The sequence below is a fragment of the Algoriphagus resistens genome, from assembly GCF_001442615.1.
Taxonomy (GTDB): Bacteria; Bacteroidota; Bacteroidia; order Cytophagales; family Cyclobacteriaceae; genus Algoriphagus; species Algoriphagus resistens.
In genome coordinates this window covers 1-16,432 of the sequence record NZ_LMXN01000009.1, presented here as the reverse complement: position 1 = coordinate 16,432, position 16,432 = coordinate 1, and the positions used below count along the sequence as shown (strand labels likewise).

The window sequence follows — 16,432 nt, the reverse complement described above, 5'->3', positions numbered from 1 at the left end:
ATCAGTTAAGCTAATTTTAATGGTCTCGATTACAAAAATCACCACTAATAAAGTCGTACAAAATTTTTCGTTTATGACTGTGGGAAACATGGTTTCCCAGGTTTTGGCGCTTATTACTGTTCTTAAAATAACACAACATTTTGCTCCGGATGATTATGGGCTATATACATTCATTACATCGCAGGGATTATTGCTCTTAAGTATAAGCGATTTAGGCATTCAACCTATAATTGTCAGATCAATAGCCAGGGATTCCAATAAGACAAATGATTTGATCCTGAATGGACTGTTGCTAAGAATATTGACAATAGCTATACTAACCGGACTTTACATTTTATACAATCATTTTCTCGGAACATTAACAATTCAGGAAGTTTTATTGGTAAGCTTATGCGGGCTTGTCAATGCACTTTGGACTGTTTTAGAATATGCTTTTTTGGGGAATCAAAAAATGTTCTTTGCTTCTGCAATCAAAATCATCTATGGTCTTCTGTGGTTTGGGTCTGTTTTCTTACTTCCTGAAGAGTCCTTCACTGTCTATAATCTAATTTTCATATTTGTTATCCTCAATATTTTGCAGGGGCTGGGGCTAGGAATTTATCTGAAAAAAAATGGAATAATGAGGGGAAAAAAATCATCATTTCTTACCTCCACAAAAAGATTATTGATCCAAAGCTGGCCATATTTCAGCGTTATGCTAATCATGATTCCAGTTCAGCAATTCTATAACATATACCTGGAATTAAACTCTACGGTTGATGAAATTGGTTTTTTCAACCTCGCAAGGAGGTTATTAGCTCCTGTTCAAATGATTCTCAACTATGCTGTACTTGCAGCTTTTCCTAGCTTGTCAGCCCTCTGGGTAAGTGATCAAAAAAAATTATATTATCTATTGACCAATGGATTTCAATACTTTCTGATAATCGGGATATCTCTGGCTTTTATGTTTAATCTTTTTATAGAAGACATCGTGATACTTTTGTTCTCCCAAGAATATCTTCCTGCAGTACGAGTTACCCAAATGCAGGTTTGGTTCACTTTTCTAATGGCCGTCAATTACACTATTTCCACTGTATTGGGCGCAATCAACAAAGAGAAACTCATGTTTAACCTTGCTGTCATGAACGGGGTTATTTCCATCCCCATGATGTATTATGGTAGCCAATTTGGAGCATACGGCCTTTCCGTTGCTTATGTATTATCCTTTGCAATTTTTGAAATAATACTATGGATGACATTCAGAAAACAATTGAATATAAAAATAAAGAAAGAGTTTACCTGTTGGGCAAGTGCTTTAGCTTTATTTTTAATCAGTACTTTTCTCATCAATGACTTGAACGTACAATTAAAAATTATCCTTTCAGTTCTAATCTGCATTTTAGTAGGATTATATTTCGTTAAAAACTATAAAAGGGATTACCAGAATGAATAAATACCTACAAGCCAGTATTGCTTTTGCAATTATTCTCCTCTCACTTAAATTCTTTGAGGTAAGGTTTCTGGGGGATTTAATTGGTATTAAATTACCCTTCCTGTTCGTCTTTCTACTAGTAATAATTTCAATAAGATATTTCTTTTCTTGTAAGGGCAGCTTTGTTCTACCTGTTCAACTGCTGACATTTTCTATGCTTTTTTCTGTGGTCAGTGCCTATCTGATCTGGCAACAAGGTCTGATGGATAGCCTTGTCAGGACTATTCCCCTCACTGTAGTGCCTGTTTTTTTTCTGCTCCAGGCATTCAAATTTCAGGTGAAAGTATTAGAAAACGTTATTATAATTTTCGGATATCTCTATTTTGTGCTCAATATATTTCAGCTTCTAAATCCCGAAACAGCCTATTTCGGGTATGCGCTCGTGGACGAAAATGGAGGATATGCCGAAAGCAGAGGAGTTACCAGGGTTATATTTCCTGGTGGGGGAATATTCTGGCTCGCCTGTTTTATCTCCCTGAGCAAATTGATTTCAAACCGTGGGAATAAATTTGTATTGATACCGCTTGCAATTTATGGACTGGTAGTACCGGTACTGCAGGCAACCAGACAATTAATTGCATTTATTATGCTTTTATATTTTCTGCATTTTGGATTCCAGCTCTCTGTAGTAAAAAAAGTAATTATTTCTATTGTTATAGTAATTTCGGCCATTTATATAGGCACCTTAAACTTACCTGTTTTTGAAGGAATCTACCAACAGAGCATGGATTCAAAAAGCGAAGGAACCAAATACATCAGGTTTATTACGGGTGCCTACTACCTGACTGAATTTTCTGATACGCTTTTTTCCCAAATTTTAGGTAATGGAGTGCCAAGCGAAAAAAGTTATTACGGAACAATAACTAACAGACTGATAGACAAGGGGATGTACCTTGAAGATGTAGGAATTATTGGTCTATATTCCCAGGCAGGAATATTTGCCGTTATTGCCTGGATATTAATCTGGTACAAATCTTTTACAGTCAGACTGCCCAAAGAATACTACTATTGTAAATATTACCTCTGGATGATCTTATTTACCTCACTCACATCTGGAAGTATCTATAATGTAAGTTATGCGATCAGCACCGCATTGGTTTTGTTCATTTTTAATCAAGTAGAGCTGAACAAAAAAAATCAGCTAAAAAGAATTCTAAAACTTCTCTTGAAAAAGAGACTTGCCGGAAAACTAGTCAAAAACAGACAGCTTACTAACCAGCCAGACATCATATCCCCTCTGTAAGACATGAAAATAGCCTACTTATCTAATCCTTCGTTTTTTGACATGGATTTATCTCTTACCAAGGAACTATTTAGACAAGCCGATTTACATTATTTTCTGGACCTTCCCCCCTATTCCAGAAATTCCACAGCACTAAAATTTAAAACTACTTTAAAAAAAGCGGGAATCTATCCTGCAACAATCTTTAAGGAACTAAAAGAGTTTTCTGAATACATTGACTTAAATAGAACCTCAGTAATATATAGGACTTCAGAAAAAAGTTATTCAGTTTCAAATATATTGCTTCAATACAAACTTGCTAAGGCAATCAAAAAAACAGCTCCTGATGTAATCCATTCAAACAACTTTCTAAACTTTAATTTCTCCTATTTTTTGGCAACTGACAATACACCCAGAGTCTTAACTGTTCATGACCCTTTACCCCATTCAGGGGAAACTTCAAAAAAAGACAATGCGATCCGAAAATTTAACTACAAATTCTTTAACAATATCATCCTGTTAAATAAAAGTCAAACAGATGTATTTCTAACCAGTTCTGGAAAAAAAACAGAAAATGTATATTTTTCTCATCTAGGCTCTTATACCTATTTAGAAAAATATAATTCTAAGAAACATTACGTAACAAACAACCAACAACTATTGATTTTTGGAAGAGTCTCTCCGTATAAAGGGATCGAAGAACTTTGCAAAGCATTTAAACTTGTCATAAATGAATTCCCAAATGCAAAGTTAATAGTAGCAGGTAGCGGAGAGTACAACTTTGATATTACCCCCTATCACTCACTTTCAAATTACATATTCATAAACAGATACATAACAAATATTGAGTTAGTTCAACTCATAGAGGAATCACAATTTGTGGTATGCCCTTACAAAGATGCTACTCAAAGCGGTGTTATAATGACATCATTCGCATTAAACAAACCTGTAATAGCAACAAATGTAGGAGGATTGAAGGAGATGATAATACACAATCATTCAGGAATTCTTATAGAGCCAAACAATATAACTAAATTAGCCGATAGTATAAAATGGATGTTGAGCAATCCAGCTTCTGTCGAAGAAATGAAAAACAATATCAATGATCTAAATTCTAATGGAAATCTAAGTTGGGACATTATAGCCAAAGATTTGATAACTGTATATTCAAAATTAAATTAAGGCAATGACACAGAAAAAATTGAAAATAGTACAGGTAATATATGCACTTATACAGGGAGGGGCAGAAAAATTTGTTGTAGACTTGTCAAACAAATTGGCGGAAACCCACGAAGTATATATCATAACACTTAGAGGAAGCTCATCTGATCTCTTTAAGAACCAATTAAGTAGCAAGGTAAATTACATTAATTTCCCTATAGGAAATGGTTTTAGAATTACGGACGTCTATAGATTAAACAAATTCATTGACAAAATAGATCCTGACATAATCCATACGCATCTCCAAGTTGTCTTTTACTTTTTATTACGCACTCTTTCTAAGAAAAAAAACATTGTTTTTCACACAATCCATAATGACGCATCATTTGATGGTATTATTAAGCATCAATTCCTAATACGAAATTTTTTCTATAAAAAAAATCTAGTAATTCCAATCACTATATCGCATGAGAGCAAAAGTTCATATGAAAGATATTATAAAATAAATAACCCTGAATTAATATATAATGGATGTTTAAAACCCAATAAAACAGAAAAATTTGAAGAAGTCCAAAAAGAGATAGATTCATTAAAACTAAACCCGCAAGACCTGGTCTTTATCCATCTATCAAGATTCAATGAGAATCAAAAACAACATAGTGTCTTAATAAACGCATTTAACAGAATCAGAAGCGACTTCCAGAATGTCATCCTATTGGTTATTGGTAGAGAATATGAATCAGAACAGGCCGATTTTCTAAAAAAAATAGCCGGAGACGGAATATACTTCCTGGGCGAAAGAAGCAATATCGGTGATTACCTTTATCAGAGCGATGTCTTTTGTTTAAGCTCCCGTTTTGAAGGCCTACCGATCTCGCTATTGGAAGCCATTGCCTGCGGCTGCATACCCATATGTACCCCGGTGGGGGGAATAAAGGATATCATTCAACCCGATAAAACCGGTTATTTATCCAGCGACACATCCGAAGATAGTTATTACCAAGAGATGCACAAATACCTACGGAGACCTGATAAGATCAAAAAAAATGAGCTAATGGAATATTTCACAGAGAACTACTCTATAAATAAATGCAGCAAACACCATGAAAAAGTTTATTTAAAGTATCTCGATAAAAACTAACTACATTAAAAAACTATAACACCAAAGACACTGGATGTATAGAGAAAAACGCAATATACAAAATCCTAAAAGACATCATTTAATAAGCTTTATACAAAACTTTTAATTAAATCCTGCTAGTTCTTTACAGTAAAATCAAATCCTAACAAGGCTGAATGAAAAAAATACTCTTCATAACAAACATGTATCCTACGGATAGTAATCCTAATGACGGAATTTTTATAAAAGAACAAATAGACCATTTAACTAAATTTTGTAAATTTAGCTATGAAATATTTTTGATAAATTCTGTACATAAAACTAAACTGGAATATTTTAAAAGTGTATTTTCAATTTCCAGACATATAAACAGATACCGTCCCGACATCATCCATATCCATTACGGAATTTCAGGTTTCTTCTTACTCTTCTTCAAGCCTAAAGCCAAAACTTTCTTGACTCTGCACGGCAGTGACTTTAATAACAGGGGAAGCAACTACCTACAGGTATGGTTAAGTAGAAGGATAATTTCGAGAGTAGACACCGTATTTGTCCAAAATGCTACCATGAGAGATAATGCTTTAAAATATAATAAAAGCGTAGAAATACTTACCTGTGGTGTAGATACAGACTTTTTTAAGCCTGAAGGAAAAAAGATAGAACAGAATAAAAAAACGATCCTGTTTCCGAGCAGCCCCTTAAGAAATGTTAAAAATTATCCGCTGTTTCTTCAGGTAATCAAAGAATTGAAAGAACAATACCACCACAAAATAGCTATCCAAACACTAGAAAATGTCAATCGGTTTCAGGTAAAGCAACTGCTCAACGGATCGGATTGTCTGTTGCTTACCTCAACAACAGAGGGGTCACCTCAGGTTATAAAAGAATCGCTATCCTGCGGTTTACCTGTAGTCTCAGTTCCTGTTGGCGATGTAGCGGAAATGGTAAAAGAAGTACCCAACTGTTACGTATCCTCTGCCCATAACGCTAAAGAATTGGCAAAATTGGTAGATAAAAGTTTCAACAATGGTACAACGGGAATAAGAGAATCTTTTTTACTAAAAAAACACTTTAGCAGCAGAGCAATTACAAAAAGACTCGCAAGTTTTTACCGGATAGATTTCACAGAAAGCATTTAAGCTATGGCCGCATTAGTATATAAGATCTTGCGCTATTCAGGACTTCCTGCTATGATGAGAATGCTTTTTCAAAGAAAGAAAGTAACTATACTTGTTTTCCACGAAATGACCCCAGAAGTTGCCGAAATGAACTTCACTTATCTAAAAAAGCATTACAACATCATATCCTTACAAAATTTCTATAAAGCAATTGAAAATAATGATTCAAACCTCCTACCAAAAAAATCATTGATCATCACCTTCGATGATGGCAGGATAAGTAACTATAGCCTTTTACCAATTTTTAAAAAGCTTAAAATACCAGTGACTATATTTTTAAACTCAGGAATCATCAACACCAATCGGCATTATTGGTTTCGATATAACAGAGACCTTCTATCAAATGAAAGTTTAAAAAAAATTTCCAATAAAGATCGACTGGAATTGATGCATAGACACGGCTTCAAACAAGATGAAGAATATGACTATCCACAGGCTTTAAGCAAAGCTCAGATTGTGGAGATGAGTGATTATGTTGATATGCAATCCCACACTTATTTTCATCCCTGCCTTCCGAAATGTGACTATAGTGAGGCTGAATTTGAAATTACAAATTGTAAAATAACATTAGAAAACGAATATGGATATCCAATAAATTCGCTTGCCTATCCGAATGGTGATTACACTGAAAGGGAAATTGAAATTGCAAAGCAGGCAGGTTATAAATACTGCCTAAGTATAGATAAAGGATATAATTCTATTCTTTCCGATCCTTATAGATTGAAAAGATTGGATCCAAATGATACCGATAACTTAGATGAATTTATTGTTAAAACCTCCGGCCTTCACATTCTACCAATCCTTATAAAACTTCAGGCACTAAACTTTTTTAAACATAGAGCTAAAAGAAAGATCTCAAAAAACTTGATTAAAAAAACAGAATCAACAATTCAAACATGGTAGGTATATCCATTTGTTCTTATAGCCCCAATTTGTCTTCTATTCTAGAAGATCAAGATGTGATTTATAGAAATAAAAATTTTATTGTATTAAATTCTACAAAATACAATTATCCTGTTTCCACATTAAGGGTTGATCAAGATATCATTCTAATATTAGAAGGCAAGATTTATGGAGAAACCTTTGAATCTATTGTCGCTGAACTTAAAACACTTAGTGCCGAGAATATTGATGAAAAGCTGAGTTCATATGCCTTTAATCTTGACGGAGAATTTTACTTTTACAAAATTGATATCGCGAAAAGTCAAATAGCTGTTTTCGGAGACCATCTTAACAGATTACCTTTATATTATGGGAGTGAGAACCAACAATGGGTAATTTCAAGGCAGATTAAAATTGCATATTTTTTCTTAAAACCCAAAATAAGTAGCTTGAACCTAGCTGAATTCATGGTATTCGATTACAATCTTGCTGACAGAACTTGGTTCGAAAATATATTCTGTCTACAACTGGATGATTATATTCAAATTGATGCACTCAACAATATTCTGCAGGTCAAGAAAAAAAAGACAACCTATAATTTCGAAGATAAAACTAAGACTAAAAATACCAATGCCCTGCTAGAGGAAATGGCTGAAATTTTTACCAAGGCCTGTTCTAATAGAGCGGAGACTACCAACGTTCTGTCCATGAGTGGCGGCATGGACTCTAGATCGGTCGCAGCAGGACTTGTTAAAGGCAAAAAGCCTCTTTTAGGTGTGACATTTGAAAATGCAGAAAAAACTGCCCTTTATGACGGAATTATTGCTAAAGAAATTGCTGATGCTCTAACAATAAAATGGCAGAAAATATCGCTGACCCGAGAGTCGTTTAACTGCGACATAGACAGTTTGATGAAAGTAAAAATGAGTATTCAACCTTGTAGATTTTATTTTCTTTATCAATTCTGTAATGAAGTAAGTAAAAGATTCGGCAGCACTATTACTTTTTTTACAGGTGATGGGGGGGATAAAGTTTTCCCTGATCTAAGTAAAAATTTAAAATTTGATAATGATCTGAAATTATTCAAATTGATAATTAAGGAAAATCATGAATTTACGATTAACCAAGCAGCAAAAATCATTGGAGTATCTGAAAAAGAATTAGAAAATCAAATATTCTCATACATAAAAGATTTGCCGGCAACAACAAGTGCGGGTAAGCTGGAGCAATTTACTTTAAGGGCACGCATGAAGAGATATATATTTGAGGGAGAGGATAGAAACAGAAATTATTTTTGGTCTACCACTCCTTTCCTCAGTAAAGAATTTTTCTCATTAATGATGCGTCTTGATCCAGAAATAAAAAGGCAGAAAAACTTCTATTTTGATTTTATAGCTCATATCAACCATGATGTTGCATCTATTAGAAACGAAAATTATTCGAAAGGAAAGCTTCAAATAGGTAAAGGATTATACTCATTCATAAAAAAACTGTCTAATCGATACCTGTCGAGAAAATCTAAAGAATACTTAAAAGCAATTTTCAAAAGCAGTTCTTCACCAAATGCCAGTGCAAAACAATATATTATGGAAATAAATAAACTACTTCCAGTCAACACGCTGCTAGATGAAAAAAATATTTCCAGGAACTTGAACACCTATTCTACTGGACAATTATCCTTGCTATTAACTTATTTAAAAGTGGATGAAATTATGAAAGCGCATAAGGTTTAGTAAAACACACCACAATTAACAATAAATTTAATACATAAATAAGTCACTTTTACAACAACCAGAAATCAAGTAGGCATAGCAAGAAATTTTGAGAGGAAATTTATACACATTACTAAAAAAAGTCGATTTCACTTATTAAACAAATTAATATGAAAAAGGAACTCAAAAAAAGTCTATTGTCCTTAGGGTTGCCAATAACCTATTTTTCTACATTATGGTTAAGATATATCAGCAGTGGACAGCGCCTTCAATCGCATGAAAAAATATTCTCAGAATTGGGATTACTACCAGTTTTAGATCATTACTATCAACCGCTCACGAATCCCAGAAAACATCTTAAGAAATCTTTGAGAGAGGATAGGAATCTGAAAGGAATTGATTGGAATATCCAGCAGCAACTTGAAATACTAAATCAATTTCATTTTTCTGAAGAATTAACAAAGTTTCCATTGGAAAAACAGAAAGATACAGAGTACTATTATAACAATACTATGTATGCTTCAGGAGATTCTGAATATCTCTACAATATGGTTAGACTAGTTAAACCAACTAAAATCATCGAGATCGGAAGCGGAAATTCCACCTTAATGGTCATCAACGCTATTAAAAAGAACAAAGAAGAACATCCGGAGTACCAATGTCAGCATATTTGTGTAGAGCCCTACGAACAGCCGTGGCTTGAGAAAGTAGATGTAGAACTGAAAAGAACAAAAGTTGAAGAAATTGACCTTTCTTTCTTCAAAACCTTAAAAGAAAATGATATTCTTTTTATAGATTCTTCTCATGTGATAAGGCCGCAGGGAGATGTTTTGTTTGAAATATTGGAAGTTCTACCTATTCTTAACCCAGGTGTTTTTATCCATATTCATGATATTTTCTCCCCAAAAGATTATCTGGATGAATGGATATACGAAGATAAAAAGCTTTGGAATGAACAATACCTCCTAGAAGCATTTCTTTCATTCAATCAGAATTTCGAAATTATAGGAGCCGTAAATTATCTCAGTCATAATCATAGACAGTTACTCGGGCAAAAATGTCCGGTTTTCAACTCCCAACCGGGAAGGGAGCCGGGTGCCTTCTGGATAAGAAGAGTTTGACCTGCGCCTATTGTAGCGGAATAGGCATAATCAAGTCCCGGCTGCCACCTTTTTTACAAAATATTGCTTTTTATTACTGCCTATTCAGTCCCTACCCCTGCAAAATCTACTCCGCCGCTATTACTCATTACCTGAGGATTTTATATACACTTTCCCTCCTTCAGATGGAGTTGCAGAAACCTCTATTTTATATTTTGATGGTTCAGCTACGTTTGGATCCAACGGGGTGACAAGTTTATGGCTGGCAGGGTGAACTTGCAATCCCTTTGCAACCGAAGGATTTCTATTTAGATATTCAGGACTGTATTTCCATGTATAGAAATCATCCATATACATGGATTGGTTTTTCCTCACAGGAACATCCCAATCCATAGCGGTAATAATAACCTGTTGGTTCAAGTTCTGAACACTCGTTTTAGTTCTTAGCAATACACCGGTTGCCGTATTTTTTAATTCACCATTTATCCATACCTGGAGTATACCGTTAGCTACTCCAGGCGTATTTAATACTACCCGATAGGTCACTTCAGTCCATTTACCTGTTTCAATAGTATGAAAATTATAAGGTGATCCCATCCTTTCGCCATATCGGGTCGTCATTCGGTGATGATAGACATTCCAGTTCATCCGGCCAAATGCATCCACCTGCAGATATACTACCCCACCATTGTCCCCCGGGTTCAGTCCTGACCCAGCCTTAATGGAAGGCCACATCCGGAAACCCGGTAATTTCCCGGAAATATAAAAATCAAACCCAGGTTCATAATACATTCTAAAACTATAATAAACTTCTTCTGAAGGATTTTTGATTACTGCTCCAAAGTCAGCTCCATTTTGGCCATTGCTGCTTCCTTGTGGAAAATAATGTTTAGCCCTTTTCCCTCCATCAAAATTCACTATTTGGGGGAAGCCTGGACGGTTATCATAATCGAGTGTCCCCCAATCTCTTACTTTTTCTTCTTTGTTATAACTCCCTAAAGTATTATTCTCAAAATCATGGTTTTGTATAATAATAAAATTATCCAAATTCACCTGAGAATTAGGCTGGTTCAGGTTTTTATTTTCATTTAATCTATAAAGATTTTCGACGAATTCTTTTGGTAAATATTTTAACAACCCAGACCCACCATCATTTTCGGGAGACAGCGCTATGGGTGATGCCTTAACACTAAAAATGCAAGTCCAAAATAAAATAAACATTGAAAGATGGGCTCCTCTACTTATAAATCCCCACATTACTCTGAAATCTCCATTCATCGCTACTAACTTCATGATAACTTATTGTTAAATTTTCTACCTTCTTATTTTTTTTATTAGTTCGTGTGCCTAGGGACAACTACCCATTAGACACACGAGTTTACTTTTGATTAGAATAAATTTTGACTTCATTAAAATGAACAATCTTCTATTCTGGCTTTATTAACCTGCAATTAAATAAAATTATATTTCATATCCAGCTACCTATCTACAAACTGTTGAAAAACTTCACAAGTTTGATCACAAGTACCTTTATAAGTAAACATCTGCATTCCTTTCATGACATCCTATCGTTTTATAGGTGTTTTTTTCAAAACTCTAAGTTCTATCAACTTATTTTTTAATGAATTTTTTACTTGAAATAGCATGCCCATTTGCCGTCAACTTCAGAACATACACACCGTTTACCAAATCGGAAACATCAATAGTTACTTTAGACTCCTCTGGCCTAGCCTCAAAAGTTTTTTGGACTGTTCCGTTCATCGAGACTACGCTAAATTCAAAATCATAGCTTCCATCCAAATTGGTAAAGATTATATTGAGATAATCGCTACTTGGATTTGGTCCTATTACATAATCCAAGAGTACATCAGGGATGTCTTTTGACCGATAACCCACTGCCTTTATTACCACCGGGTCAGAGAAATACGTTTTACCATTTTTATCAGTGATCTTGCCCACGAGTCGATGACTCCCTTCAGGTATATCTTTCCAGTCAAACCCTGAGGAGTCTTGAGTAAGTTCCTTAACTAAATCGGACCCGTTGAAAATCTCAATTTTCTCAATTTCAGCATCGTTATTTTTTATCTCAAGCCCAATGTGAACTTCACCAGATGCATCAAATTCAGACCTTTCATCAGGTAACACTAAATTGATTTCAGGAGCAACAAACGTTCTGAAGTGTTGGGTAAGTATTAGGTCTTTTTCCGGTACATCAAGTTCGTAAAAAGTTGAGTTGCCAACCTGAACTTCATTTACACTCCAATGATCAAATACGACTCCTTCCTCTTCTTCAACCAAGAACACCAGTTTTTCACCTACCTCTGCATGGGTAGAATCCGAAGCAACAGTGATTTCACCTGATAGATTTTCAGTAGTTTTAACCACGGTAATTCTATACAGCTCATTACCCTTAAAGTCAGGATAGGTTATTTTAGTTGTTATCAATTCTGTGATTTCTTCCTGAGAAAGCTTTCTATTCCAGATCCCAACATTGTCCAACACTCCCTCAAACCTTCTATTATAGGCTGCATTCCTTAGTTGTGACGCTGAGCCTATGATCAATTTCATATCTGATTTGGTGACAGCCCCGGAAAACTGAGGGGATTTTTCCGGAACCACTGTATCCAGGTACAACCTATACCCTTCCCCCGATTTGTAGGTGGCGATCACCCTCACCCATTTTCCCAAGGGAACTGTCTGGGAGGAAATCCAATCCCGGAGCCCAAAACTGTTTGTCCGGATTCTAAGTCTGTTGTCCGCTGTAATCGCCAACGAGTAAGTCTGGTTCTCCGGCCAAGTGCTTGAATAGGTTTTGCCAATTACAATGCTACCACCGCTTTGTCCATTTCCCTCTCTAAAAATATCAGCCATAAGGGTAAACTCAGTGGCAAGGTTCAGACTGTTACTATGAGGCACACTTGAAATTGATGATTTCGGGTTGTACTTATTCCCTTTTTCTTTGAACCCCTGCACATGGGTGATCTCTGCGTTTACTCCATGGTTTTGGCCATGGGAATCCTTCAGTACTGAGGATAGATTGGTATTCATCTCGTAAAATGCCACCAATCCCTCAAGCAATCCCGTTCCCGTTCCCGGCTTGGATACTATATTCTCCTCTTCAACTACACTGATGGCAACAGGGGCTGATTCAGTGAATGTGCCATTGCTGTGGAACGCTTTTGCCATTATATTGTATTGCCCGGCTGGCACCCCTTTCCAGGTATAGGTGGACACACCTTCAGCCAGTGTGGTGATTAAAGAGCTTCCACTGTATAGCTCAACTTTTTTGAATTCCCCGTTTTTATTTTCTAGTTCAATATCAATCTGAATAGTGCTCAGTGCATCAAATTCTGCGTGTTGGACCGGAGAAATAACGCTGACTTTGGAGACTTCCTGTACACTTCCAAAATCAGGATAAGTTAATTTAGATGTTATGAGTTCTGCTATTTCTTCCTGAGAAAGCTTCCTATTCCAGATCCCGACATTGTCCAATACCCCCTCAAACCTTCTGGCATATGCTGCATTCCTTAGTAGTGACGCTGAGCCTATGGTCAATTTCATATCTGATTTGGCAATGGCCCCGGAAAACTGGGGGGATTTTTCAGGAGTCAACGCATCCAGATACAACCTATATCCTTCACCCGATTTATAGGTAGCGATTACCCTCACCCATTTTCCCATGGGAACTGTTTGGATAGAAAACCAATCCCGGAGCCCCGAACTGTTTGTACGGATTCTTATTCTGTTGTCCGCTGTAATCGCCAACGAGTAAGCCTGGTTTTCCGGCCAAGCGCTTGAATATGTTTTGCCAATAATAACTGCGCCATCAGGCTTACCGTTTCCCTCCCTGAAAATATCAGCCATAAGGGTAAACTCAGTGTCAAGGTTAAGACTGTTGGCATGCGGTACACTTGAAATCGATGATTTCGGATCGTACTTATTTCCTTTAATATTGAACCCTTGGACATGGCTGATTTGCGAGTTTATCCCGTGGTTTTGACCATGGGAATCTTTCAGAACTGAAGACAAATTAGTATTCATCTCGTAAAATGCTACCAATCCGTTCAGTAATCCCGTTCCTGTTTCCGTATCGGTTTCCGAATCCGTATCCGTATCCGCATCCGTATCCGGCTTGGAAGGCACTTCATACTCCTTTACAAAATTTGCCCGAATACTTATATTTTTTGAAGGCATTATAAATTCATAAGTAAGAGCTCTACTTACTTCTTTCCCATCTATTGTCCAATTAAAAAATTTAAATCCAGGATTAGCTTCGGCAGTTATAGTTATTTTTTCTCCTGGCGAGTAAACTGTTTCATTGCTTTCATTTTCTATACCACTCAGAGCGGAACGACCTATACCATTGGATATCAAATAAATATCATCAGATTCACCAAATAATTCACCATCATAAAAAGCAGATTTCTCTCTAAGTAGATGATTTGATTCCCCTTCAATTTTTTTCAAAAAGCTTACTTCAACAAGGCGTTTTAAAGATGCTGTTCTTTCCTCGATCAGATAATAATCAGAACTTAAAAATGAATGGCCGAAACAATAATTTTCGATTATTAATGCAAAAAAAAGGTTCAGAATTAACTTGACAGTAACTATTTTTTTCATAAATAATTTCTTTTAAGGTCTAATAATAAAGACCTAATCAGTTGGGGGATAGTTTAGGGATATGGAATACTAGGTAACCAGGGGAAGAAACAAAATTTAGATGCTGTATAAAATTTCAATAAAAATAAAACAATATTATTTCGACTTCAATTTCTACTTTTGGCAAAGGAAATTCTGTTCTTGAGCCGCATATTTTCAATCATCATGCCGAAGCAAGAGTATCATAAATGATACTGAAACAATAATATATAGACTAAAAAATACTTATTAAAAAAGCTTTCTTAATCTTATAAATTTATAATGGAAATCCATTTTGATTTGTTAAAGCAATACCCTTAAAACCCTCAAATTAACGAATTCACTTCAACATTCAGATTTCAAAGGACACGAAATATGAATCTCTACGTTCGTAGGAACGTCATACTATGTCCTTATAATTATTACTTTTTTATAAAGCAGTTTAAAGCGCGTGGTTTTCGTAGAATCACTATGTAATGCGGTACTCACCCTACACATCCACAAACTGACCCATATTGTGGATTTTGGCCCCAAGTTCAACTTAGGCTTTTTCTTAAATTAATTCCTTTCTTTTTGACCTTTTCCACTATTATATTCAACTGCATATCAACTAAGTTAGTATCATCATAATTTTGAGATACCATTAGCCATCCAGCGTTAGAACATTCCATTTCAGGAATGTTCTTTGCAATTAATTTTTAATAAACTTTTTACTTGTAAGTTGATTCCCATTAGAAGTCAAATGCAAAACATATACTCCAGTCATCAGGTCTGAAACATCAATTGTAATAGTTGATTCCTCCGAATTGACCTTAACAGTTTTTTCAACTTCCCCATTCATAGAAACTACTCTAAATTCAAAGTCATAAATCCCATCTAAATTGGTAAAGATTACATTGAGGTGTTCTGTAGTAGGATTTGGGCCGATTACATAGTCCAATTGCGGATTAGCAATATCCTTAACAACACTGAAAATAACTGGTTCCGAGTAATACGATTTCCCCTTGACATCAATAGCACGTGCAACTATCCTATGATCACCTTCTGGAATATTTTTCCATTGGAACCCGTAAGGATTCTCCTCCGATTCTCCTAACTTTTTACTCTCTACTATGTACTCTACAATTTTTACCTCGTTTTCAAATTCAACAAGTTCTACATTCAGGTCTATATTTTCTCCTGACTGAACTTCTGTGATATTATCGGGAACTACTAATTTCACGATTGCATGTTTCTTTTTCAAAACCTTTATTGGAATAGGAGTCGAAAGTTTTTTTGTTCCATCAATATAAATCAACTGCGCTACCAAAGTGTGATCACCTTCACCTGCATTATCCCATCTATAGTCGTATGGCGCTGTAGTTGAACTGCCTATCTTTTTATTCCCGTTGAAAAAATCTACCCTATTAATAGGATTACTGATCTCTGGGATTTCCACCTTGATGGTAATTTTATCTCCAGTCATGAATTCAGCATCCTTGATTGGATCTATGATCTGGAAGATTGTTTGGTTTTTTTCTTTAATAGTTATAATTACAGGTGGTGATACTTTAAACTTATCCGAACCTTCTCCAATCGCTTTTGCTGTTATGATGTGTTTACCCGAAGTAGGATTTTGCCACTTTAAGCCAAATGGGCTAATTGAAGAAGATCCGATAAGCTGACTACCACTGTAATATTCCACCTTTTTAACAGCTTCTTCCGAACTCAGAAACATGATTGTCAAGTCTACATTGGTATCCGGGTCGAATTCCTGACTATTGAAAGGGCTAAGTATAATCACTTCTGGAATAATTGCTTCGACAGGATCCTCATCAGATTCTTTTCCCTTAACAAAGATGTTTACAACGCCTGAAACAGTAACACTCCCTTTGTTGTCAGTGGCTTTTGCTGTCAATGAGAAACTTCCAACAGGTACATCAGCCCAATTGAAGCTGTACGGCGATGC

At 35.5% G+C, this 16,432-nt stretch carries 11 protein-coding genes; 8 read left to right on the top strand and 3 right to left on the bottom strand.

Annotation, left to right across the window (positions count from 1 at the left end; translation table 11 throughout):
* The first annotated feature begins 19 nt into the window (after window positions 1–19).
* From AS141_RS15765 to AS141_RS15730, 8 genes are all read left to right on the top strand, one after another.
* Window positions 20–1,432, top strand: a complete 1,413-nt coding sequence (locus AS141_RS15765; protein WP_082632328.1) for an oligosaccharide flippase family protein — start codon at window positions 20–22, stop codon at window positions 1,430–1,432.
* A complete protein-coding gene (locus AS141_RS15760) occupies window positions 1,425–2,714 on the top strand; it encodes a hypothetical protein (RefSeq protein WP_057938650.1) in 1,290 nt (429 codons plus the stop codon). Before AS141_RS15765 ends, AS141_RS15760 begins: the two co-directional genes overlap by 8 nt.
* 3 nt (window positions 2,715–2,717) lie before the next feature.
* Window positions 2,718–3,875 carry a glycosyltransferase family 4 protein gene (locus AS141_RS15755; protein WP_082632327.1) on the top strand — a complete coding sequence of 386 codons (1,158 nt, stop codon included), beginning with the start codon at window positions 2,718–2,720 and terminating at the stop codon, window positions 3,873–3,875.
* 4 nt (window positions 3,876–3,879) lie between these two features.
* Window positions 3,880–4,995: a glycosyltransferase family 4 protein gene (locus AS141_RS15750; protein ID WP_057938648.1), complete on the top strand. Its 1,116-nt coding sequence runs from the start codon at window positions 3,880–3,882 to the stop codon at window positions 4,993–4,995.
* A gap of 155 nt (window positions 4,996–5,150) precedes the next feature.
* Window positions 5,151–6,113 (top strand): glycosyltransferase family 4 protein, encoded by a 963-nt coding sequence (locus AS141_RS15745; protein WP_057938647.1) that lies wholly within the window; start codon window positions 5,151–5,153, stop codon window positions 6,111–6,113.
* A 3-nt stretch (window positions 6,114–6,116) separates the two neighbouring features.
* Complete coding sequence (locus AS141_RS15740) at window positions 6,117–7,055, top strand: polysaccharide deacetylase family protein (protein WP_057938646.1); 939 nt, start codon at window positions 6,117–6,119, stop codon at window positions 7,053–7,055.
* Complete coding sequence (locus AS141_RS15735) at window positions 7,049–8,767, top strand: asparagine synthase-related protein (protein WP_057938645.1); 1,719 nt, start codon at window positions 7,049–7,051, stop codon at window positions 8,765–8,767. Before AS141_RS15740 ends, AS141_RS15735 begins: the two co-directional genes overlap by 7 nt.
* Window positions 8,768–8,916: 149 nt before the next feature.
* A complete protein-coding gene (locus tag AS141_RS15730) occupies window positions 8,917–9,867 on the top strand; it encodes a class I SAM-dependent methyltransferase (protein ID WP_057938644.1) in 951 nt (316 codons plus the stop codon).
* A gap of 120 nt (window positions 9,868–9,987) precedes the next feature.
* On the opposite strand, the gene AS141_RS15725 is transcribed toward AS141_RS15730, so the two are convergent.
* The 3 genes from AS141_RS15725 to AS141_RS15715 form a co-directional block, all read right to left on the bottom strand.
* Window positions 9,988–11,139, bottom strand: a complete 1,152-nt coding sequence (locus tag AS141_RS15725; protein ID WP_157243500.1) for a polysaccharide lyase — start codon at window positions 11,137–11,139, stop codon at window positions 9,988–9,990.
* Window positions 11,140–11,457: 318 nt separating this feature from the next.
* Complete coding sequence (locus AS141_RS15720) at window positions 11,458–14,466, bottom strand: LamG-like jellyroll fold domain-containing protein (protein ID WP_057938642.1); 3,009 nt, start codon at window positions 14,464–14,466, stop codon at window positions 11,458–11,460.
* Between the two features lie 709 nt (window positions 14,467–15,175).
* Window positions 15,176–16,432: T9SS type A sorting domain-containing protein (locus AS141_RS15715; RefSeq protein WP_157243499.1), on the bottom strand; the 1,257-nt coding region annotated here is incomplete at its 5' end.

What these genes read in the sequence shown, in the direction of transcription:
- AS141_RS15765 (WP_082632328.1), top strand. Translation starts at nt 20, where the DNA reads ATGGTCTCGATTACAAAAATCACCACTAATAAAGTCGTACAAAATTTT.
- AS141_RS15760 (WP_057938650.1), top strand. Translation starts at nt 1,425, where the DNA reads ATGAATAAATACCTACAAGCCAGTATTGCTTTTGCAATTATTCTCCTC.
- AS141_RS15755 (WP_082632327.1), top strand. Translation starts at nt 2,718, where the DNA reads ATGAAAATAGCCTACTTATCTAATCCTTCGTTTTTTGACATGGATTTA.
- AS141_RS15750 (WP_057938648.1), top strand. Translation starts at nt 3,880, where the DNA reads ATGACACAGAAAAAATTGAAAATAGTACAGGTAATATATGCACTTATA.
- AS141_RS15745 (WP_057938647.1), top strand. Translation starts at nt 5,151, where the DNA reads ATGAAAAAAATACTCTTCATAACAAACATGTATCCTACGGATAGTAAT.
- AS141_RS15740 (WP_057938646.1), top strand. Translation starts at nt 6,117, where the DNA reads ATGGCCGCATTAGTATATAAGATCTTGCGCTATTCAGGACTTCCTGCT.
- AS141_RS15735 (WP_057938645.1), top strand. Translation starts at nt 7,049, where the DNA reads ATGGTAGGTATATCCATTTGTTCTTATAGCCCCAATTTGTCTTCTATT.
- AS141_RS15730 (WP_057938644.1), top strand. Translation starts at nt 8,917, where the DNA reads ATGAAAAAGGAACTCAAAAAAAGTCTATTGTCCTTAGGGTTGCCAATA.
- AS141_RS15725 (WP_157243500.1), bottom strand. Translation starts at nt 11,139, where the DNA reads ATGAAGTTAGTAGCGATGAATGGAGATTTCAGAGTAATGTGGGGATTT.
- AS141_RS15720 (WP_057938642.1), bottom strand. Translation starts at nt 14,466, where the DNA reads ATGAAAAAAATAGTTACTGTCAAGTTAATTCTGAACCTTTTTTTTGCA.